General features: G+C 72.8%; 20 protein-coding genes. 14 read left to right on the top strand and 6 right to left on the bottom strand.

The features are described from left to right. The first annotated feature begins 21 nt into the window (after positions 1-21). On the top strand, positions 22-3,426 hold the full coding sequence (locus BMZ82_RS01235; RefSeq protein ID WP_256251716.1) for a S8 family serine peptidase: 3,405 nt from the start codon (positions 22-24) through the stop codon (positions 3,424-3,426). Between the two features lie 132 nt (positions 3,427-3,558). Then, positions 3,559-4,554, top strand: coding sequence for a helix-turn-helix transcriptional regulator (locus tag BMZ82_RS01230; protein ID WP_177244326.1), 996 nt, complete (start codon positions 3,559-3,561; stop codon positions 4,552-4,554). Between the two features lie 27 nt (positions 4,555-4,581). Here the strand turns inward: BMZ82_RS01230 and BMZ82_RS01225 are convergent, their stop codons facing one another. Further along, the gene (locus tag BMZ82_RS01225) at positions 4,582-5,970 is read right to left on the bottom strand and encodes a glycoside hydrolase family 43 protein (protein ID WP_093770661.1); all 1,389 of its coding nucleotides are present in this window, start codon (positions 5,968-5,970) and stop codon (positions 4,582-4,584) included. A 200-nt stretch (positions 5,971-6,170) separates the two neighbouring features. Here BMZ82_RS01225 and BMZ82_RS01220 point away from each other — a divergent pair, with 200 nt between their 5' ends. From BMZ82_RS01220 to BMZ82_RS01205, 4 genes are all read left to right on the top strand, one after another. Continuing rightward, positions 6,171-6,389, top strand: a complete 219-nt coding sequence (locus tag BMZ82_RS01220) for a hypothetical protein (protein WP_177244325.1) — start codon at positions 6,171-6,173, stop codon at positions 6,387-6,389. Between the two features lie 154 nt (positions 6,390-6,543). Beyond that, on the top strand, positions 6,544-8,061 hold the full coding sequence (locus BMZ82_RS01215) for an SPFH domain-containing protein (protein ID WP_093770659.1): 1,518 nt from the start codon (positions 6,544-6,546) through the stop codon (positions 8,059-8,061). Positions 8,062-8,105: 44 nt separating this feature from the next. Continuing rightward, the gene (locus tag BMZ82_RS01210) at positions 8,106-8,558 is read left to right on the top strand and encodes a type II toxin-antitoxin system PemK/MazF family toxin (RefSeq protein ID WP_093770657.1); all 453 of its coding nucleotides are present in this window, start codon (positions 8,106-8,108) and stop codon (positions 8,556-8,558) included. 149 nt (positions 8,559-8,707) lie between these two features. Beyond that, positions 8,708-9,160, top strand: a complete 453-nt coding sequence (locus BMZ82_RS01205; protein ID WP_093770655.1) for a hypothetical protein — start codon at positions 8,708-8,710, stop codon at positions 9,158-9,160. Here BMZ82_RS01205 and BMZ82_RS01200 read toward each other — a convergent pair. Continuing rightward, complete coding sequence (locus tag BMZ82_RS01200) at positions 9,157-9,981, bottom strand: TIGR02452 family protein (RefSeq protein WP_177244324.1); 825 nt, start codon at positions 9,979-9,981, stop codon at positions 9,157-9,159. The two genes, BMZ82_RS01205 and BMZ82_RS01200, sit on opposite strands and share 4 nt — an antisense overlap. A gap of 264 nt (positions 9,982-10,245) precedes the next feature. On the opposite strand from BMZ82_RS01200, the gene egtA reads away from it, so the two are divergent. From egtA to BMZ82_RS01175, 5 genes are all read left to right on the top strand, one after another. Beyond that, positions 10,246-11,556, top strand: coding sequence for an ergothioneine biosynthesis glutamate--cysteine ligase EgtA (gene egtA, locus BMZ82_RS01195; protein ID WP_093770651.1), 1,311 nt, complete (start codon positions 10,246-10,248; stop codon positions 11,554-11,556). Next, positions 11,553-12,917 (top strand): ergothioneine biosynthesis protein EgtB, encoded by a 1,365-nt coding sequence (gene egtB, locus BMZ82_RS01190; protein ID WP_093770649.1) that lies wholly within the window; start codon positions 11,553-11,555, stop codon positions 12,915-12,917. The genes egtA and egtB overlap by 4 nt, the downstream gene beginning before the upstream one ends. After that, positions 12,917-13,708: an ergothioneine biosynthesis protein EgtC gene (gene egtC, locus BMZ82_RS01185; protein ID WP_093770647.1), complete on the top strand. Its 792-nt coding sequence runs from the start codon at positions 12,917-12,919 to the stop codon at positions 13,706-13,708. The genes egtB and egtC overlap by 1 nt, the downstream gene beginning before the upstream one ends. Next, positions 13,705-14,673, top strand: coding sequence for an L-histidine N(alpha)-methyltransferase (gene egtD / locus BMZ82_RS01180; protein ID WP_093770645.1), 969 nt, complete (start codon positions 13,705-13,707; stop codon positions 14,671-14,673). Before egtC ends, egtD begins: the two co-directional genes overlap by 4 nt. A 133-nt stretch (positions 14,674-14,806) precedes the next feature. Continuing rightward, positions 14,807-15,025 carry a dodecin gene (locus tag BMZ82_RS01175; protein ID WP_093770644.1) on the top strand — a complete coding sequence of 73 codons (219 nt, stop codon included), beginning with the start codon at positions 14,807-14,809 and terminating at the stop codon, positions 15,023-15,025. 26 nt (positions 15,026-15,051) lie between these two features. Here BMZ82_RS01175 and BMZ82_RS01170 read toward each other — a convergent pair whose 3' ends face one another. Then, the gene (locus BMZ82_RS01170; RefSeq protein ID WP_093770642.1) at positions 15,052-15,543 is read right to left on the bottom strand and encodes a phosphatase domain-containing protein; all 492 of its coding nucleotides are present in this window, start codon (positions 15,541-15,543) and stop codon (positions 15,052-15,054) included. 125 nt (positions 15,544-15,668) lie between these two features. Between BMZ82_RS01170 and rpmF the strand changes: the two genes are divergently transcribed. From rpmF to BMZ82_RS01155, 3 genes are read left to right on the top strand one after another with little or no spacing between them, the layout of a single operon-like run. After that, entirely contained in the window at positions 15,669-15,839 is a 171-nt protein-coding gene (gene rpmF / locus BMZ82_RS01165; protein ID WP_093770640.1) for a 50S ribosomal protein L32, read from the top strand. Between the two features lie 5 nt (positions 15,840-15,844). Continuing rightward, positions 15,845-17,026, top strand: coding sequence for a GTP-binding protein (locus BMZ82_RS01160; protein ID WP_093770639.1), 1,182 nt, complete (start codon positions 15,845-15,847; stop codon positions 17,024-17,026). A gap of 41 nt (positions 17,027-17,067) precedes the next feature. Next, complete coding sequence (locus BMZ82_RS01155) at positions 17,068-18,069, top strand: LLM class flavin-dependent oxidoreductase (RefSeq protein ID WP_093770637.1); 1,002 nt, start codon at positions 17,068-17,070, stop codon at positions 18,067-18,069. Positions 18,070-18,075: 6 nt separating this feature from the next. Here BMZ82_RS01155 and BMZ82_RS01150 read toward each other — a convergent pair whose 3' ends face one another. The 3 genes from BMZ82_RS01150 to BMZ82_RS01140 all read right to left on the bottom strand — a co-directional run bounded on the left by BMZ82_RS01150 (position 18,076) and on the right by BMZ82_RS01140 (position 20,940). After that, positions 18,076-19,131 (bottom strand): NAD-dependent epimerase/dehydratase family protein, encoded by a 1,056-nt coding sequence (locus BMZ82_RS01150; protein WP_093770635.1) that lies wholly within the window; start codon positions 19,129-19,131, stop codon positions 18,076-18,078. Positions 19,132-19,195: 64 nt separating this feature from the next. Beyond that, positions 19,196-20,170: a lysophospholipid acyltransferase family protein gene (locus BMZ82_RS01145; protein WP_218159002.1), complete on the bottom strand. Its 975-nt coding sequence runs from the start codon at positions 20,168-20,170 to the stop codon at positions 19,196-19,198. Then, positions 20,170-20,940 (bottom strand): GNAT family N-acetyltransferase, encoded by a 771-nt coding sequence (locus BMZ82_RS01140; RefSeq protein WP_093770633.1) that lies wholly within the window; start codon positions 20,938-20,940, stop codon positions 20,170-20,172. The genes BMZ82_RS01145 and BMZ82_RS01140 overlap by 1 nt, the downstream gene beginning before the upstream one ends. Positions 20,941-20,974 lie beyond the last annotated feature (34 nt).

The following is a 20,974-nucleotide window of genomic DNA, read 5'->3' as shown; positions in this document are numbered from 1 at the left end:
TTCTGTACGGCGTTGGCGCTCGTGGCGTCGATGTCCTCGGCGGCGGCCGTGGCGTCCTCAACTGGTCTGCCCCCGGCGAACGTTGACCAGGCGTTGGGCGGCGAGCCGACGGGGTTGCGGGCGGTGACGCTGATCACCGGGGACCGGTTTCTCGTGGATCGCGGCGGCGACCTCGTGTCGGTCACGCCCGGCGAAGGGCGCGACGAGGTCGGGTTCCGGGTCGAGGCCTCCCGTGAGCACCTGTACGCGATCCCCGCGGACGCGGAGCGGATGATTGCGCAAGACACCCTGGACCGTGGGTTGTTCGACCTCAAGGCTTTGCTGGACGCCGGGTACGACGACGCGCACCGTGCCGAACTCCCGTTGATCCTGGGCGGGTCCACGTCCACCTCCTTGTCCGCCACCCGGCTGGGTTCGCAGCCCGTGCCCGAAGGGACGGTCGTCACAAGGAAGTTGGCGGCCGTGCGTGGCGTCGCGGTCGAGGTCGGCAAGGAGACGGCCGGTGAGTTGTGGAAGACGCTGACCCTTCCGAACGGCGTCCGGGCGGCGGCCGGAATCCGGAAGATCTGGCTCGACGGCACGGTGCGGGCCACGTTGGACCGCAGTGTGCCGCAGATCGGCGCGCCGAGCGCATGGGCGGCCGGATACACCGGACAGGGCGTGAAGACGGCCGTGCTGGACACCGGCATCGACTCAAGTCACCCGGATTTGGCGGGCCGTGTCGTCGGCGAGCGGAACTTCTCCAGCTCCGCCGACGCGGTCGACCACTTCGGGCACGGCACCCATGTGGCGTCGATCATCACGGGCAGCGGCGCGGCCGCCGACGGCAAGTTCAAGGGCGTCGCCCCCGGTGTCGGTCTGCTGAACGGCAAGGTGCTGGGCGATCAGGGCAGCGGCAGCGAATCGGGCATCCTCGCGGGGATGCAGTGGGCGGTCGACCAGGGCGCGAAGGTCGTCAACATGAGCCTGGGCGGCCCGGACAGCCCGGGCACCGACCCCCTCGAGGACGCCGTCGACACCCTGTCCGCCGAGCACGGCACCCTGTTCGTCGTCGCCGCGGGCAACGAGGGCGCCGACGGCGACAGCACGGTCGGCAGCCCGGGCAGCGCGGACGCGGCGCTGACGGTGGGCGCAGTCGACGACTCCGACACCCTGGCCTCGTTCTCCAGCACCGGTCCCCGGCTGGACGACGACGCCGTCAAGCCCGACATCACCGGCCCCGGTGTGCACATCGTGGCCGCCCGCGCGGCCGGCACGGCGCTGTGCAAGAACAGTTGCGTACAGCCGGGCGACGGCCCGGTCGACGACAACTACACCTCGGCGTCCGGCACTTCCATGGCCACACCGCATGTCGCAGGCGCGGCGGCGCTCCTGGCGAGCGCGCACCCCGACTGGTCAGGCGAGCAACTGAAACGCGCGCTGATGGCCTCCGCCCGGCCCACCGCCGATCGCGGCGCGTTCCAGCAGGGCGCGGGCCGGGTCGACGTCGCCGCCGCGATCAACGAGCGCGTCACCAGTGACCCGGCGTCACTGAGCTTCGGCCTCGCCGCCTATCCGCACACCGACGACGCGCCGACCGGCAAGACCCTGACGTACCACAACAGCGGCGACGAGGACGTCGTCCTCGACCTGACGGCGTCGACGACCGACCGCGCGGGCCGGCCGGTGAACGACGGCACGTTCACCGTCTCTCCGGAGCGGGTCACCGTCCCGGCAGGCGGCGGGGCGACCGCCACCGTCACCTCCGACACCCGGGTGGGCCCGACTCTCGGCCAGTTGTCCGGCACGGTCACGGCGACCGCCGCGTCCGCAACCACGACGTCCGCCGCCGCCGTCGCCCGCACCCCGCTCGGCGTCGTCCGGGAGACGGAAGGCTACGACCTGACGCTGCGTCACATCGGGGCGGACGGGAACGCCCCGGCCCCGGCGACCGGGGACACCCTCTACGACGTCGTCACCGGCGAGATCCACCCGGTCTCGATCCAGTCCGACGGCACCGCGGTGGTACGCGTCCCTCCCGGCACCTACCACCTCACCAGCACCGTCTTCACCCGCCGCACGGACGGCTCCTACGAGCGGGCGGCCCTCTACCAGCCCCAGATCGTCATGGACAGGGACACGTCCCTGACGCTCGACGCCCGCGTCGCCAAGCCGATCGGCGTCACCCTGCCCGACCCGCTGGCCACGGCCTCGTCCGGGGTCCTGGCCGTCCGAAGGACCACAAGCAACGGGCAGGGCAGACTGACGAGTTCCTGGCTGGGCTCACTCGACCGGCTGTCGTTCGCACAGATCGGCGGCCCCGCCACAGCTCCGTCCACGACCGGGTCACTCCAGGCGATGATCGGCGGCGTCTGGACCCGCCCCGAGGCCTACGAGGGCGCCAACCCGCCCGAATACCGGCTCGCCTACTCGCTGCCGGACCAGCCGTACGCCGGTCTCACCCGGCACCTCACCCGCCGTGACCTGGCCCGGATCGACAACACCCTCGGTGCCTCCGTCGCGAAGAAGCGCGCCGACATCTCGGCGGTGCCCTACGCGGCGGACGGCATGAGCTCCGCGGGCGTCGCCATCCGCACCACCACCGCCCTGCCCCGCGTGCAGACCGACTACGTCAACACCGAGGCCGGGGTGTCCTGGGGTTTCATCGTGACGCAGAACGGCCAGACGCTTCAGAACGAGGCCAACTACTACAACCCGGAACGCCGGTACCGGCCCGGCCGGACGTACCGGGCCGGCTACGGCGTCGGCGTCTTCGGCCCCGGACTGGGCCTCGCCGAAGGCCGCGACAGTTTCGGCGGCACCGGCTGGGGGCTGTTCCGCACCGGCGACACCCTCCGGATGAGCATCCCCCTGCACACCGACGGCGCCGGCCACCCGGGCAGCACCGGCCTGCGCTTCGGCGGCAGCGCCCGCACCACCCTCGTGGCAGACGGCACCTCCCTGCTCGACATCGCCGCGCCGCCCGCCACCACCAACATCCCCGTCCCGGCAGGCGACGCCCGCTACACCCTGTCCACCGACCTCAACCAACAGGCCACCATCACCGACGTCTCCTCCCGCATCACGTCCACCTGGACGTTCCGCTCGGCGACGGCCGCGACCGGCACCCAGCGCGTTCCGCTGCTGAACGTCCGCTACGCGCCCCGCCTCGCGACCGACTCGACCACACCCGCCGGACAACCCATCCTCGTGCCGGTCACGGTGGAAGGGGCGCGCGCGGGTGTACGGAACCTGACCGTGGACGTCTCCTACGACGCGGGCAAGACCTGGCAGCGCGTGCCCGTGCACGCGGGCCGCGCCCTGCTGCTGAGGCCGCCCACCGACGCAGGCTCCGTGTCGCTGCGCGCCAAGGCGGTGGACGGCAGGGGCAACACCGCCGAGCAGACCATCATCCGCGCCATCAAGGTCGCCCCACTCGCCAACTGACCACCTACGCCACGGTCGTTCCCGGCCCGGCCTCCCCGAGGAGAGGCCGGGCCGGGCGCCATGTCGCACGAGCCGTCGGAGACCTACCCTGTGGTGTTCCCGCTGCTGCCGGCCGGAAGGAGGGCGGGGCCCATGCTGGGCGCTCTCGGCCTGAGCCCCGTCGAGGAAGACGTCTACCTGCACCTCGTCGACCGTGGCGAAGCCACCACCGCCGCCCTCGGCGCGGCCCTCTCCCACCCGGCGGACGCCATCGCGGACGCGCTCTCCGCCCTCGCCCGGCACGGGCTGGTCAGCACCGCGCCCGACGAACCCGGCCGCCATGTCGTCGGCCCACCCACCGTCACCCTCGGCTCGCTGCTCGCCGCCCGGCGCGACGTACTGCACCAGGCCGAGTCGGCCATCACCGAACTCGCCGAACGGCACCGCGCCGCCGCCGGTCGCGATCTCGGCGGCCTCATCGAGATCGTGACCGGCGTACAGCCCATCAGCCGACGCTTCCTTCAGGTCCTGGAGTCGGCCGACCGCGAGATCTGCGGCTTCACCAAGTCCCCGCCGGTCGCCGTCGGCCCCAGGGACAACCCCGCCGAACCCGTCGTCGCCGGACGGGGGTTACGTATGCGTACGGTCATCGAGCAGTCGTACCTGGCCGACCCCGACTCGGGGGTCGACATCGACCAGGCCCTCGGCCGGGGCCAGGAGATCGCGATCGCCGCCGAACTGCCCGTGTCCATGGTCATCGCGGACTCGGCCATCGCGCTGGTACCGGCGTTCGCCGACCCGCAGGACACCCCGCGCGCCATCCTGATCAACTCCAGCGGCCTGCTCAGCCCGCTCGTCGCCCTCTTCGAGCGGACCTGGGCCGAGGCGTACCCCCTGCGCCCGCGCACGGTCAGGGACGGCGACCCGGTCCCGTACGCGGACGGCGGCCCCGGTCCGGCCCGGCTCGCCCCGCTCGACGCCAGGATCCTCGACCTCCTGCTGGCCGGCCTCACCGACCGCGCCGTCGCCGGGAAACTCGGCGTGTCCCTGCGTACCGTCACCCGCAGGATCCGGCACCTGATGAACCTCGCCGGGGCCGACAACCGCATCCAACTGGGCTGGCGGGCGGCCCAACGCGGCTGGATCTGACCCCGGCGAGGGACGCGCGGGTGCGGTTCAGGCCCAGGGGCTCACCGGCACGAACGAGCTGTCCTGGCGGAACAGGTCGGTGCCGTCGGGCCGTTCCACGCGGAGCTCGTAGGCGTAGTGGCGCAGGTAGTAGCCGGGGTAGTTGTACGACTCGAAGCGGATCGCGTCGCTCGTCGTGCCCGTCCGGGCGATGAAGGTGGCGTCCCGCGCGAACGTCGACGTGCCGTCGTCGGCGTCGAAGCGGGCGCGGAAGGAGTAGTGGCGCAGGTACTTGCCGGACGCGTCGCGCAGGGAGTAGGCGTTCGCGTCGGCGAGGCCGGGCACCACGGTGAAGGTGGCCGCCTGCTTGTCGGCGGCGGCGCTGGAGCCGCTCACCACGGGCAGGTTGAGCAGGGCGGACTGCTCCTGCCAGTAGCGGGTGGGGTAGTTGGCGGAGCGCAGCGAGCGGGTGGCGTTCTTCGTGAGGGCCGGGCCGCCGGTCACCGTCTCCTTGATGACCGTGAAGTGGCGTGCCGTGCCCGAGATGCCGGGCAGGCCCTTGGGCGCGGTCCAGGTCGCGAAGGTGTCGTAGCTGTCGCTGTAGTAGTAGGTGCCGTCGCCGTATCCGTCGAAGAAGATCCGCCAGCCGCCGTTGTCGAGCTGGATGACGGACGGGCCCTCGCGGTAGCTGCCCCAGCCGGCCCAGTCGCCGGTCTTCGTGAGCGTGTAGGGGCCGGCGAGGCGCGACGCGGTGCCGTACTCGATGTACTTCGCCGTCTCGTTCTTGGTGAACGCGTGGTAGGTCGAGCCGATCTTCACGATGTAGGTGTCGATGTGGTTCGGGCCGATGCCGGACAGGGCGACCGGTGAACTCCAGGCGGTGAGCGCGGAGTTGGTGGCCCTGAGCAGGTAAGGGGTGAAGATCCACTCGTCGTCGGCGGTGGAGCAGGACACGATGACGTTGACGCTGCCGTCGCTGTCGACGAACCACTCGGGCGCCCAGGCGCGGGAGAGGTTGGTGATCGGGACCGGATAGTCGTACAGGAAGGTCCAGTTGGCCCGGTCGGAGCTGCGGGCGAAGCCGATGGTGAGGCTCGGGTCCTGCCAGGTGTGGGTGGTGTAGGTGACGTAGTAGTAGCCGTCGGTGTGCTTGAAGACGCTCGCGTCGCGGATGCGGTTGCTCGGCGGGGTGTAGGCGGCGGACCGCAGCAGCCGGAAGTCGGTGGCGTCGTCGGACTGGTAGACGTTCACCGTGCCGTCGTCGCTGTCGAGGAACGGGACGATGGTGTAGCGAGTGGCCGCTCCGGCGGCCGGCGCGGCGGCGAGGGCGGTGCCTAGCAGGCCGGGCGCCTCGCCGAGCACGAGTGCGGCGGCGGGCAGCGCGGCCAGCGCGCGCAGCAGGGCGCGGCGGGACGGGGTGGGGGGACGGGTCGTCATGGTGCGGCTCTCCTACGGGGGGTGCGGCTCTCCTGCCGGTGGTACGGCTCTCCTGCGGCTCATTGTTCGATATTCCGGACATGGTTCGGAACATCGATCGGACGGTAGAGGCGAGGCAGGTACACGTCAATCCTTTGGGCGGAATCCACAGCCGGCCGGGCACCGGCCGGACCGGCGGGTTCCGCCCGTACCCTGTGGCCATGGACGATGCGTCGATGGTCGGGCTCATGGGGCGGGTCACCGGGACGATCGGGCCGGGGCTCGTCGGTGAGGTGATCGTCCGGGTGCGCGGCGGGGCCGAGCACTTCCTCGCCTACGCGGCGGACGGCACCGGCCGCATCGAGTGCGGCACGGTCGTGATGGTGGTGGAGCACCTGCCGCCCAGGACGGTCTACGTCACCCGGGCGTACGACAGTTGAGCCCGCAGCGGCGCAGGTGAGAGCCGTTGTGTGAGTCTTCGGGAACGTAAGCGTCAAGACTGCAACAAGGTTGCGCCGATGTCTTCTCCCCCGGCTCGCGCAGGCGCACACTCCCTTCGTTCGGTGCCGAAAGGGCACCATCACAAGGGGGCGTATGCCGATGATCGTCGGCGTCGTTGCGGGGGCGGCGGTTGTCGCCGTGCTCGTACTGCTCGGTCTGTTCAAGATGATGTGGCGGGTCGCCGAACCCAACGAGGCGCTCGTCATCTCCGGCTCCAACCACCGTACGGAGGGCCTGGAAGCGGGCATGGGCTTCCGTATCGTCACGGGGCGCGGCACGCTGGTGATGCCCGGCGTGCAGGTGGTGCGCAAGCTGTCGCTGGATCTGAACGAGACCGAACTGCACGTGGACTGCGTGACACACCAGGGCATTCCGCTCAAGGTGCGGGGCGTGGTCATCTTCAAGGTGGGCGACGACTTCGTGTCGATCGCCAACGCGGCCCGACGCTTCCTCGACCAGCAGAAGCTGATGTCGGAGCGGGTCCACAACGTGTTCGCCGGTCATCTGCGGTCCATCGTGGGCGGGTTGACGGTCGAGGACATGATCCGCGACCGGGAGAAGCTCACCGGCCAGACCCGGGCCGCCTGCGGTACGGAGATGGAGAAGCTCGGCCTGATCGTGGACTCGCTCCAGATCCACGAGATCGAGGACCCGACCGGCTACATCCGGAACCTGGCGATGCCGCACGCGGCGGCCGTGCAGCGGGACGCGCGCATCGCCCAGGCGGAGGCGAACCGGCTCGCCACGGAGGCGGAGCAGGCGTCGTTCGCGCGGATGGCGGAGGCGACGCGCGACAGCGAGATCCTCCAGGCCGGCTACCAGGCCGAGCGCGACAAGGCGGGCGCGAAGGCCCGGCAGGCGGGACCCCTCGCCGACGCGGCGGCCCGGCAGGAGGTCGTCGTCCAGGAGACGCGGGTCGCCGAACTCGAGGCGCACCGGCGCGAACAGCAGCTCCAGGCGGACGTCCGCAAGCCCGCCGACGCGAAGGCGTACGAGAAGCGCACGCTGGCCGAGGGCGAGCGCGACGCCCGGATCTCGGCGGCGCAGGCCAAGGCGAAGGAGACCGAACTCGCCGCCGCCGCCGAGGCGACCCGCGTCAAGCAGGCCGCCGGCGCCGAGGCCGAGGCGACGAAGGCCCGGGGTGTGGCGAGCGCCGCCGCGACCCGAGCCACCGGTGAGGCCGAGGCGGCCTCCGCGCAGGCGCGGGGGCTCGCGGCGGCCGAGGCGACCAGGGCGCAGGGCCTCGCGGAGGCGGAGGCCATCAAGGCGCGGGCCGCCGCGCTCGCCGAGAACCAGGAGGCGGTGGTCGCCCAGCAACTCGCCGAGAACTGGCCGGAGATCGTCCGGGCCGGCGCGTCCGCCTTCGGCAACGTCGACAACATGGTGCTGCTCAACGGCGCGGACGGGATGGCGGACGTGTTCGCCAAGGCGCTCACCATGGGCGGCACGGGGCTCGGCCTGGCCCGCCAGTTGCTGGCCTCGATGAACCAGCACGACCAGAACGACCAACACGACCAGCACGACCGGAACACGCCGGGTGCGCACGGCACTTCGGCCCGCAACGGGGTCGCGGCCCCGCCGTCGCAGAAGGTGCCGATCGAGGAGAAGTGACCCGCTGACGACGCTGTCACGGGGGCACCGTCTAGGGTGCCCCCGTGACAGCGTTTACCGATGAAGATGCAGACGTCCCGGGCCGCTTCGGCCCCTCCGCGACCACCGAGGCCGACGCCCGCGAGGTCGGCCGGGTGCGCACCGAGTACTCCCCCGCGCACGACGGCGACCCCGACCCCGGCGAGATCGTGTGGACGTGGGTGCCGTTCGAAGAGAACGACGGGCGGGGCAAGGACCGCCCGGTGCTCGTCGTCGCCCGGGAGGCGGGCGGCACCGTCCTCGCCGTACAACTCTCCAGCAAGCGCCATGACGGCGACCGGGAGTGGGTGGCGATCGGCAGCGGCCCCTGGGACCGCACCGGGCGGGACTCCTGGGTGGACGTCGACCGCGTCCTGCGGCTCCACGAGGACGGCATGCGCCGCGAGGCCTGCGCGCTGGACCGGATGCGGTTCAACCTGGTGCGGCAGCGGCTGCACGAGCGCTACGGCTGGACCTGAGCCCGCGTCAGCGCCGCGCGCACGGGTCCGGCCTGCGAGTCGGGGGCGCCGGGCCTAGGGTGGAGACGGAGCAGGAAACCGCCCCGCACAGGGGCGGGCGCGCACCCGGATCCGGCGCATCCCCCACACCCTCGTCTCTGGGAGTACTCATGCGTACGCTCCACCGACCTGCCCGGCCTGCCGTGCGACGGCTGTGGATCACCGCGGTCACGGCCGCGGTCGCCGCGACCGTCGCCGCCGCACCCCTCGCGACGGCCGCCCCCGCCACCGCACCGCAGCACACGACGGCCGCCGTCACGAAGGCCCCGCAGTCCTTCCTCTTCCAGTACACGTTCAACCACCATCTGAAGATCGGCGGCGGCAACTTCACCGTCGGCGGCCTCGTCTACCTCGCGGTCAAGTTCAACAACGGCGCGATCTTCTTCCACACGAACGTGACCGCGCAGACCCACCCGGTCACCCCGGGCGGCGCCATCTACGTCGAGACGACCGTGGCCTCCCCGTGCGCGCCGGGCAACAACGGTTACGCGCAGGCGTACGACTGGACCACGCAGACCTGGTCGCCCAAGCTGCCGGTGCCGATCTGCGTGCCGATCGACTAGGCGAACGCCTTCTCGAAGGCGCTCAGCACCGCGCCGCCCGGCGTCCGGTCCAGCACGCCGAACACCACGTGCTCGAACGTCCGCTCGAACCGCCCGCCCGGGCCCAGCAGCGCCCGGAACGCCCCGGCCACCTGCGCGGGGTCGTTCTGGAACACCCCGCAGCCCCACGCGCCCAGCACCAGGTGCCGGTAGCCGTACGCGGCGGCCGTCTCCAGGACCCGTTCGGCGCGCCCGGCGAGCGCGCGCGGCAGCTCGGCCGCCCGCTGCGGCGCCGTACGCCGCACGACGCCCGCGTTCGGCGCGGCGGCCGTCAGGAAGCCGACGGTGTACGGCTCGTCGAGGAGGCGGCCCCGGTCGTCGCGGAAGACGGGCACGGCCGGTGAGTGGATGACGCGGTCCGTGTAGAACGGGTCGCGGTGGGCGCGGTGGTGGTCGTAGAACTCCCGGGCCGTGAGCAGGCACGTGTACAGCGCGGAGGCCCGGCACAGGGCTTCTTCCTGCGCCTGCGCGCCGTTGAGATAGCCGCCGCCGGGGTTGCGGGCCGAGGAGAAGTTGAGGACGGCGACCGGGTCGACGCCGGCGAGCCGACGGGCGGCCTCCAGGCTGCTCTCCCCGGTGACCTCGACGACCGCGCGCGCGGCCGGAGGCACGGTCTGCGGCGCGGGCCCGACGACCGGCTCCGGTCCCACCATCCGCGTCCCCGCCCGGGCCGCCTCGATCGCCGCCGCGAGGGACACCTCGCGCCCGTCGGACGCGCGGTAGCCGCCCGCCGCGACGATCTCCTGCGTGCCGTGCGCGATGCCGCGCAGCCGCGCGCTCATGGCACCACCCCCGTGGACTCCATGCCTGCGCGCCGCGCGGTCGCACACGCCCCGCCCGTCACCCCCGTCGCGTCCCCCGTCGTGCTCATGAACGCATCGTGAGCGATGCTGGACGGGCGGTGCAACAGAGTTTCCCAGGTCCCCCAAGCCCCGCTTTGCACCCTTGTGCGATTCGGCGCGAGCGTCTTGGGTGGACGGGTGATGCCGGTCCGGCCGCACCGAGGCCGGACCAGTGGCATGGTGGAATCTCAGGAGGATCCCGACATGTCCGATTCATCGAACACCTCGGTGGGTGACTGTACGAAGCCCCGTACGGCGCTCACCGAAGCCGAGGTGGAGGCCCTCGTCAGGGGTATCTGCTTCAAGACCGGCCCGCCCCGCACCGTCGGGGTGGAGGTGGAATGGCTCGTCCACGAGACGCGGTCACCCCGGCTCCCCGCCTCCCCCGAACGACTCGAAGCGGCCTACGCCGCACTGCGCACGGTGCCCCTGAGCTCCCCGCTCACCGTCGAACCCGGCGGCCAGTTGGAGCTCAGCTCGCCGCCCGCCGCCTCCCTGATGGAGTGCGTGGGCACCGTCGCCGCCGACCTCACCGCCGTCCGCACGGCCCTGGCCGACCACGGCCTCGCCCTCTCCGGCAACGGCACCGACCCCTGGCGCACCCCCCGCCGGTTCCTCCATGAGCCGCGTTACGACGCCATGGAGGCCTGCCTCGACCGCACGGGCCCGGCCGGCCGCGCGATGATGTGCACCTCGGCCTCCGTACAGGTCTGCCTGGACGCCGGGTACGAGGAGCCCGGCCCGCTGGGGCACGGGCGGCGCTGGTGGCTGTCGCACACGCTGGGCGCGGTGCTGGTGGCGGCCTTCGCCAACTCCCCGCTGCTCGGCGGCGAACCCACCGGCTGGCGCTCCACCCGGCAGTTGCTGTGGACGGAGATCGGCGCCGGCCGCGCGGGCGGCCCCGTCCTGGACGGCGATCCGCGCACCGCGTGGGCCCGGCACGTGCTGGACGCGCCGGTGATGTGCGTCCGGCGCGACAGCGGGCCGTGGGAGGTGCCGGAGCGGCTGACGTTCCGGGAGTGGACCCGGGCGGGTGCGCAGGCGCCGACCCGGGACGACCTCGACTACCACATCACCACCCTGTTCCCGCCGGTCAGACCACGCGGCCACCTGGAACTGCGCATGATCGACGCGCAGCCGGGCGACGACGGCTGGATCGTCCCGCTCGCCGTGACGACGGCGCTGTTCGACGATCCGGAGGCCGCCGAGATCGCCTACCGCACCGTGAAGCCGCTGGCGGAGCGGGCCCGGCCGCAGCCGGCCCCGCACAATCCGCTGTGGATCGACGCGGCCCGGTACGGGCTGACCGACCCCGAGCTGCACGAGACCGCCGTCGCCTGCTTCGACACGGCGCTGCGGGCCCTGCCCCGCCTCGGCGCGAGCGACGGCGTCCTGGACGCGGTGGCGGACTACCACGACCGCTACGTCCTGCGGGGCCGCACCCCCGCCGACGACCAGCTCGACCGCCTGCGCGGCACGGACACCCGCGCGTACGGGAAGGACCTCCGCCCATGACCGAGCCCGCCGCCCTGGACACCGGGCCCGCCCCCGGTACCGGGCCCGCCCCCGTCACGGACGCGGAGACCCTCCGCGCCCGGGTGCTGGCCTCGCTCACCACGGCCCGCGAGCGCACCACGCTGCTGACGAGCTGCGTCGAGGAGCCCGACCTCACCGCCCAGCACTCCCCGCTGATGTCGCCGCTGGTGTGGGACCTGGCGCACATCGGCAACCAGGAGGAGCTGTGGCTGCTGCGCGCGGTGGCCGGCCGGGAGCCGATGCGCCCCGAGATCGACGGCCTGTACGACGCCTTCGAGCACTCGCGCGCCGAACGCCCCACGCTGCCGCTGCTGCCGCCCGCCGAGGCCCGCCGGTACGCGGCGGAGGTGCGCGGCCGGGTGACGGACCTGCTGGAGTCGGCCGACTTCGAGGGCACCCGGCTGACCGAGGCCGGTTTCGCCTTCGGGATGATCGCGCAGCACGAACAGCAGCACGACGAGACGATGCTGATCACCCATCAGCTCCGCACCGGCCCACAGGCCCTGACCGCCCCCGACCCGGACCCGGTGCCGCTGTTCACCGGACCGGCCGAAGTCCTCGTCCCCGGCGGCCCGTTCACGATGGGCACGTCCGGTGAGCCCTGGGCACTGGACAACGAACGGCCCGCGCACCGGCGGGAGGTGGCCGCCTTCCACATCGACACCACCCCGGTGACGAACGGGGCGTACCAGGCGTTCATCGAGGACGGCGGCTACGACCAGGAGCGCTGGTGGACGAAGCCCGGCTGGGCGCACATCCGCGAACACGGCATCCACGCCCCGCAGTTCTGGCGGCGCGACGGCGGACAGTGGCTGCGCCGCCGGTTCGGGGTCACTGAAGTGGTGCCACCCGAGGAGCCGGTCCTGCACGTGTGCTGGTACGAGGCCGACGCCTACGCCCGCTGGGCCGGACGCCGGCTGCCCACCGAGACGGAGTGGGAGAAGGCGGCCCGCTTCGACCCGGCGACCGGCGGCTCGATGCGCTACCCGTGGGGCGACGCCGAACCGGGCCCCGAACACGCCAACCTGGGCCAGCGCCATCTGCGCCCGGCTCCGGCGGGCAGCTACCCGGCCGGTGAATCCCCGCTCGGGGTACGGCAGTTGATCGGCGACGTGTGGGAGTGGACGGCCAGCGACTTCCTCCCGTACCCCGGTTTCCGGATGTTCCCGTACAAGGAGTACTCGGAGGTGTTCTTCGGCCCCGAGTACAAGGTGCTGCGCGGCGGTTCGTTCGCGGTGGACGCGGTGGCCTGCCGGGGCACGTTCCGCAACTGGGACTATCCGATCAGGCGGCAGATCTTCTCCGGTTTCCGCACCGCCCGTTCGGCCGGGGCCGCCTGATGTGCCGTCACCTCGCCTTCCTGGGCCCCGAGGAGCCGCTCGGCCGACTCCTCGTGGAGCCCCCGCACAGCCTGTACCGCCAGTCGTGGGCACCGCGCCGGCAGCGGTACGGGACGGTCAACGCCGATGGTTTCGGGGTGGGTTGGTATGCCGAGGGGGACCCGGTGCCGGCCCGCTACCGCCGCGCCGGGCCCATCTGGGCGGACCTGTCCTTCGCCGACCTGGCCCGCGTCGTGCGCAGCCGGGCGCTGCTGGCCGCGGTCCGCGACGCCACGCTGGCCGGGGCCGACGCGGAGGCCGCGGCGGCGCCGTTCGCGGCCGGGCCGTGGCTGTTCAGCCACAACGGGGCGGTCGCGGGCTGGCCGCGCTCGCTGGAGCCGCTCACCGGCACGCTGCCCGCCGCCGAACTCCTGTCGATGGAGGCCCGCAACGACTCCGCGTTCGTGTGGGCGCTGGTCCTGGCCCGGCTGCGCGGCGGCGACGCGGAGGGGCAGGCGCTGGCCGACACGGTGCTGGAGGTCGCCGCGGCGGCCCCCGGCTCCCGGCTCAACCTGCTGCTCACCAACGGCGAGACCATCACGGCCAGCGCCTGGGGCGACACCCTCTGGTACCTGGCCGGGCCGGGCCTGCGCACGGTCGTGGCCTCCGAACCGTACGACGACGATCCGCACTGGCAGGAGGTACCCGACCACACCCTGCTCACCGCGAGCCGCAGCGACGTCCTGCTCACCCCCCTCAAGGACCCGAGCCCGGACGTGGCACCCGCACCACCCAAGGAGCCCTGCCCGTGAGTCCGTTGCACGTCACCCGCACCCTCCCCGAGGACGCCACCGACGCCGCCCTGCGCGCCGACGTCCGGCGCGGCCTCGCCGCCGACCCCAAGTCGCTGCCGCCCAAGTGGTTCTACGACGCGCACGGCAGCGACCTGTTCGAGCAGATCACCGAACTGCCCGAGTACTACCCGACCCGCGCCGAGCGCGAGATCCTCGTGCACCGCGCCGGGGAGATCGCCGCGGCGGCCCGCGCCCGTACGCTCGTCGAACTCGGCTCGGGCTCCTCGGACAAGACCCGCCATCTGCTCGACGCGCTGACCGAACTGGACACGTACGTGCCCGTGGACGTCAGCGAGAGCGCCCTCACCCAGGCCGGGCAGGCGTTGATCGCCGAACGGCCCGCGCTGAACGTGCACGCCCTCATCGCCGACTTCACCGGGAAGTGGGCCCTGCCGAACACCCCGGGCCCGCGTCTCGTCGCCTTCCTCGGCGGCACGATCGGCAACCTGCTGCCGGCCGAACGCGCCGCGTTCCTGGCCTCGGTGCGCGCGCTGCTCGCGCCGGGCGACGCACTGCTGCTCGGCACCGACCTCGTCAAGGACGAACGGGTCCTGGTACGGGCGTACGACGACGCGGCCGGGGTGACGGCCGCGTTCGACAAGAACGTCCTGACCGTCGTCAACCGTGAACTGGGGGCCGACTTCGACCCCGCCGCCTTCGACCACGTGGCGCTCTGGGACGCGGAGCACGAGTGGATCGAGATGCGGCTGCGCTCCCGTACGGCGCAGACCGTGAAGGTGCCCGCGCTCGACCTGGCCGTCGACTTCGCGCCCGGCGAGGAGCTGCGCACCGAGGTGTCGGCGAAGTTCCGGGAAGCCGGGGTGCGCGCCGAACTGGCCGCAGCGGGGCTGGATTTGACGCGCTGGTGGACGGACGCCGAGGGCCGCTTCGCGCTGTCGCTGAGCACTGTCGGCGCGCGGTGAGCGGACCCTGAGCCGGGCTCGCCCGGCCCTCCCCTCGCCCGGCCCTCCCCTCGCGCCGCGTCGCGGCTTGGGGCACGGTGGAGTGACGCGTGACATACGTGACGACGCCGTCACGGTCGAGAGGAGCACCCGCATGTCGAACCACACCTACCGGGTCACGGAGATCGTCGGCACCTCGCCGGACGGCGTCGACCAGGCCGTCCGCAACGGCATCGCCCGCGCCTCGCAGACCCTGCGCAATCTGGACTGGTTCGAGGTGCTCCAGGTGCGCGGTCAGATCGAGAACGGCGAGATCGCGCACTGGCAGGTGGGCCTGAAGGTCGGCTTCCGCCTGGACGAGTCCGACTCCTGACCCGTAACCCCCTCAGGCATACGGCCTCAGGTACGGCCCTCTCGCTCCTGCGCCTGCTCCAGGGCGCCCGAGGGGGCCGTCCAGCGCGCCCGGACGACGGTGAAGCCGGCCTGTTCGGCGTCGGCGCACACGAGTTCGTCGTCGTCGACGAGGACCCGCACGTCCCGGTTGCGGGCCAGTCGGCGGAGCACGTCCAGCTTGGTGCGCCGGGCGGGCCTGCGGTCGTCGTTGCGCCGCATGTGGACGCTTCCCTCGGGCAGCCCCTGCGCGGCGAGCCACGCCAGCGTGTCGCGCCGGCAGCGCTCGGGCCGGCCGGTGAGGTAGACGATCTCGCACTTCTCGGCGTGGGCCAGCGCCAGCGCGACGCCCTCCGGGAGCGGCGGGTCATGAGGCGCGGCCGCGAAGAACGCGTCCCAGTCGCGCGGCGCCCGCTCAAGGAAGCGCTGCCGGTGGGCCGTGTCGGCGAGGGTGTTGTCCAGATCGAACACGGCGAGGGGCCGCTTGCTGCTGTCGGTCACGCACCCAGCCTAGACAGCCACCGCCCGGACAGTCGCCCGGGAGGTGCCAATTGCTAATGGGATCCATTTTCATATAGCGTCCTCGAAGCTCACCCCGAGCCCCGCCAGCCCTTCGAGGAGTTCCCATGGCCGTCCCCAAGCGGAAGATGTCCCGCAGCAACACCCGGCACCGCCGCGCCCAGTGGAAGGCGAGCACCGCGCAGCTCGTCCCCGTCACCGTCGACGGCGTCCGTCACCTCGTGCCCCAGCATCTGGTGAAGGCGTACGAGCGCGGCCTGCTGCACCCCGAGGGCTGACCGGGATGCCGAAGGCCCAGACCGGCCGTCTGCCCGTCACCGTGCTGTCCGGGTTCCTCGGCGCGGGCAAGACGACGCTGCTCAACCATGTCCTGGCGGGCCGCGAGGGCCTGCGCGTCGCGGTCATCGTCAACGACATGAGCGAGGTCAACATCGACGCGGCCCTGGTCCGCGGCGGTGAGGCCGCGCTGTCGCGGACCGAGGAGCGGCTCGTGGAGCTGACCAACGGGTGCATCTGCTGCACCCTGCGCGACGACCTGCTGGAGGAGGTCGACCGGCTGGCCCGGGAGGGCCGCTTCGACCACCTGCTGATCGAGAGCAGCGGTATCAGCGAGCCCCTCCCCGTCGCCGCCATCTTCTCCTTCGCCCGCGACGACGGCGCGAGCCTCGCGGACGTGGCCGAACTGGACACCATGGTCACCGTCGTCGACGCGGCGAACTTCCTGACCGAGCTGGCGAGCGGCGACGAGCTCTTCGAACGCGGCCTCGACCAGTACGAGGACGACGAGCGCACGGTCAGCGATCTCCTCGTCGACCAGGTCGAGTTCGCGGACGTCATCGTGCTCAACAAGCTCGACCTCGTCGACGCCGGGGCCGCGCACCGACTGCGGGCGGCGCTGGCGCGGCTCAACCCGCTCGCCCGGGTCGTCCCCGCCGTGCACGGGCGGGTGGACCTGCGCGAAGTGCTCGGCACCGGGCGGTTCGACCTGGAACGGGCGCAGCAAGCGCCGGGCTGGGTACGGGAGTTGAACGGCGATCACGTCCCGGAGACGGAGGAGTACGGCATCTCCTCCACCGTCTTCCGCTCCGAACTCCCCTTTCATCCCGGTCGGTTGTGGACCTTCGTTACCGAGGGGCTGGACAGCGGGGCGTACGGGCGGGTGCTGCGCTCCAAGGGGTTCTTCACCCTGGCCAGTCGCCCGCGCGTGACGGGGCTGTGGTCGCAGGCCGGTGCGGTGGCGCGGTTCGAGCCGTCCGCCGCCCGGGACGCCGACGCGCCGTACGCGCAGGAGCTGGTGTTCATCGGCACGGACCTGGAGGCGCGGGCGCTGAGCACCGCCCTCACCGGCTGTCTGCTGCGCAGCGGCGAGGCGGTGCCGGCCGACGACCCGTTCCCGGCCTGGGACACCTACGGCATCGACGACGTCTGCGAGCACGAGCACACCGCCGCCACCGCCACCGTCTGAGCGATGCGGAATCCTGGGGGCCGCCAGGTGTTGTACCCGGTATGAGTTCCGCGATCGCCTCGGCCCGTTTCTCCGTCCTCGACCGCTCGCGCATCCGCGAGGGGTATGGCGGCGCGCAGGCGCTGCGGGACACGGTGGCGCTGGCGAGGGAGGTCGAGGACCTCGGCTACCTGCGGTTCTGGGTCTCGGAGCACCACGGTGTGCCCGGGGTGGCGGGTTCGGCGCCGACCGTTCTCGCGGCCGCCGTGGCCGGTGCGACCCGCACGATCCGGGTGGGCACCGGCGGGGTGATGCTGCCCAACCACCGGCCGCTGGTCGTCGCCGAGCAGTTCGGCGTTCTGGAGTCGCTCTTCCCGGGGCGGATCGACATGGGTCTGGGCCGCTCGGTGGGCTTCACCGACGGCGTACGCAAGGCGCTCGGCCAGGACAAGGAGGGCGCCGATGCCTTCGCGGACCAACTGGCCGAGCTGCTCGGCTGGTTCGGTGGCGACTCCCCCACCGGGGCGCACGCGTACCCGGCGGAGGGGCTGGCCGTGCCGCCGTTCGTGCTGGCCATGGGCGAGGGCGCGGAGATCGCCGCCCGCGCGGGCCTGCCGATGGTCATCGGCGACCTTCGCGACAGAGAGCGGATGCGGCGGGGCATCGACCACTACCGCGCCCGCTTCCGCCCGTCCGCCTGGGCGTCGGAACCGTACGTCGTCGTGTCGGGCACGGTCGCGGTGGCCGCCACCCCCGAGGCGGCCCGCCGGCTGCTGATCCCGGAGGCCTGGTCGATGGCGTACTCCCGCAGCCACGGCACCTTCCCGCCGCTGCCGCCCGCCGGGCGGGTCGAGGCCCGCACGATGACCGCGAAGGAGCGCGGCTTCTACGAGTCCGGGCTGACCGGCCACCTCGCGGGCACCGAGGAGCAGGTGGCCGACGGGCTGGAGACGCTGCTGAAGGAGACCGGGGCGCAGGAGGTCCTGGTCACGACCAGCACCCACGACCGCGAAGGGCTGCTGGACTCCTACCGGCGGCTGGCCGCGGTCGTACGCGCCGCCTGACGGCGGTCAGCGGCGCTGTTCCCGCCAGGACCGGTGGTGGTCCAGCAGGGTTTCCTCGATGGGGCGGTAGGTGAGGCCCAGTTCCTCGGTGCCGCGTCGGTTGTCGACGCGGAAGCGGATGCCGAGGTGGCCCCGGATGTAGTCCTGGGAGAGGCCGAAGGCGGGGCCGAGGATACGGACCGGCCAGTGCGGGAGGGCGGTGCGGGGCAGCCGCAGGTCTCGCGGGTGGTGCGCGAGGAGCATGCGCGCCATCTGGTGGAAGGAGGTCATCTCCGCGGCGGCGACGATGTACCGGCCGTGCGCCCGCGGGTGCTCGGCCGCCGCGATGTGGGCCGCCGCCACGTCCCGGACGTCGACGGTGGTGAAGCTGAAGTCGGGGGCGCCGTAGCAGAAGTAGCCCTTGAACAGCTCGTCCAGGAGGAACAGGCTGCCGGAGTCGGAGGCGGGGGTGAGGGACGGGCCGAGGATCAGACCGGGGTTGAGGGCGACCATGCTCCAGCGGTCCTGCCCTGCCGCGGCCTCCCAGGCCGCTTGCTCCGCCACGGTCTTGGCGTAGTGGTACGGGTTGTTCGCCACCGTGCTGGTGGTGTTGAAGTACTTCTCCGACAGGGTCTGGTCGGCCATCGCGCGTACGTCGGCGTAGTCGCCGAAGATCGCGCCCACCGTGGACGTGAAGACGAGGCGCTCGACGCTCTCCGTGCGCTCGATCGCCGCGACGACGTTGCGGGTGCCCCGCAGGGCCGGTTCCACCACGTCCCGCAGGCCGTCCTTGATCTTCTCCGGCATCAGGAACGGCGAGGCCACGTGGAAGACCACCGCGCAGCCCTTCGCCGCCTCGTCGAAGGAGCCCTCCGTGAGCAGGTCCGCCTCGAAGAGGTGCAGGCGGCCGGGGTGGGCGTCTCCCAGGGCGTGCAGGGGCCGCAGCTTGGCCGGGTTCGCCGTGCCGCGCACGGTGGTGTGGACGTGGTGGCCGCGTTCCAGGAGCTGCCGCACGAGATGGGCGGCCACGAAACCGCTGCCTCCCGTCACGAGCACCGTCCGTTCGGCCGGGCTTTTGCTCACGCACGCTCCCCTCAGAGGTCGGGACGCGTCATGATCCCATCACGGGCGGCCGACTTCCCCTGGTTCAGCGGGAATTCGTCGCCCGGGCGCGAGGTCGGCGTCGTGGGCGTCGTCCACGCGGGTCGAGACGGTGGCCGGGCACGCCGCCGGACCGGCCGACGGGCGCGAGGGCCCGCCGCTCGTAGGACCCATAGGACCCATAGGGCTCGTAGGGCTCGTAGGGCTCGTAGGGCTCAGCCGGCCCACAGGGCTCGTGTGGCGCGCCCAGTACTCGGGTGCCCGCGGCCGACGCGAGCGACTTGCGGTCGGGGTGGTCGCCGGGGGCGAGTGCGGGGAGTATCTCGATCTCCGCGACCAGGCCGCGCGCCGACACCACCCGCCACAGCGAGGCGAGCAGCGGGTCGTCGCCGACGAACGCGGCGGCGGTGCTGGCCGCTCCCGTGCGGTCCAGGTAGCGGATGCGGACGGGCTGGACGGGCACGCGGGCGTCCAGCGCGGCCTGGAACACGGCCCGCCGGAAGTGCCCCTGGGCGCGCCCGCACCAACTGCTGCCCTCCGGGAACACCGCGACGGCCCGGCCGGACCGCAGCACGTCGGTGATCCGGGCGACCGTGCCGGGCAGGGCGCGCAGCCGGTCGCGGTCGATGAACAGGACACCGCCGCGCGCGGCGAGCCCGCCCGCCACCGGCCAGCCCCGGATCTCGGCCTTGGCGAGCATCCGGGCCGGGCGGACGCCGGCCAGCAGCGGTATGTCCAGCCAGGAGATGTGGTTGGCGACCAGAAGCAGCCCGCCGGCGGTGGGCACGGGCCCGCCGGTGACCCGGACCCGTACGCCCGCCGCCCGTACGACGGTCCGGCTCCACCGTCGTACCGCGCGGGCCGGGACCAGCCGGGCCAACGGCAGCAGCAGGGCCCCGCCCAGGACCAGCGCGACCACCGCCGTGAGCCGCAGCACGGCGCGCGGTACGGCCGTCAGGGACGCCGTCGGGTCCACGCACGCCCGCGGGGTGCAGGGCGCGCTGGGCAGCCAGACGCTCATCACGCCGGGACGAGGGAGAGGAAGTGCCGCAGGTAGCGCTGGTTGATCCGGCGCATCGACAGCAGCACGTACAGGTCGGCGACGCCGAAGTCGGGGTCGTGGGCGGGCTCCCCGCACACCCACGCGCCGAGCCGGACGTAGCCGCGCAGCAGGGCGGGCAGTTCGGTGCGGCCGGCCGGGGCGGGTGTCTGCGGCACCCAGGGCAGCAGCGGGCGGACCCGGAACTCCTCGGGCGCGAGGTGCTTGTCGCGCACCCGGTCCCAGGTGCCGGCGGCGAGCGCGCCGCCGTCGGCGAGCGGGATCGAGCAGCAGCCGGCCAGCCATTCGTGGCCGCGGTCCACCATGTAGCGGGCGATCCCGGCCCAGATGAGGCCTATGACCGCGCCGTCGCGGTGGTCGGGGTGCACGCAGGAGCGGCCGACCTCGACCATGCCGGGCCGGATCGCGTCGAGCGCGGTGAGGTCGAACTCGCCCTCGGAGTAGAGGCGTCCGGCGACGGCGGCGCGCTCCGGCGGCAGCAGCCGGTAGGTGCCGACGACCTGCCCGGTCTGCGTGTCGCGGACGAGCAGGTGGTCGCAGTAGGCGTCGAAGGGGTCGATGTCGAGGCCGGGCTGAGGAGTGGCCAGCAGCGCGCCCAGCTCGCCGGCGAACACGTCGTGGCGCAGCCGCTGGGCGGCCCGCACGTCGTCCTCGTCGCGGGCCAGGGTGACGGTGTAGCGGACGGGGGCCGCGTTCTGCTGGGGACGGTCTAGGGTCGATACGCCACTCATGGCTTCTCCTGGTCACGGGCCGAGGACGGCGAGC

This window comes from Streptomyces sp. yr375 (assembly GCF_900110755.1).
Lineage (GTDB): Bacteria > Actinomycetota > Actinomycetes > Streptomycetales > Streptomycetaceae > Streptomyces.
Note: the sequence above shows the minus strand (reverse complement) of the source record. Positions and strands in the feature narration are given on the sequence as shown.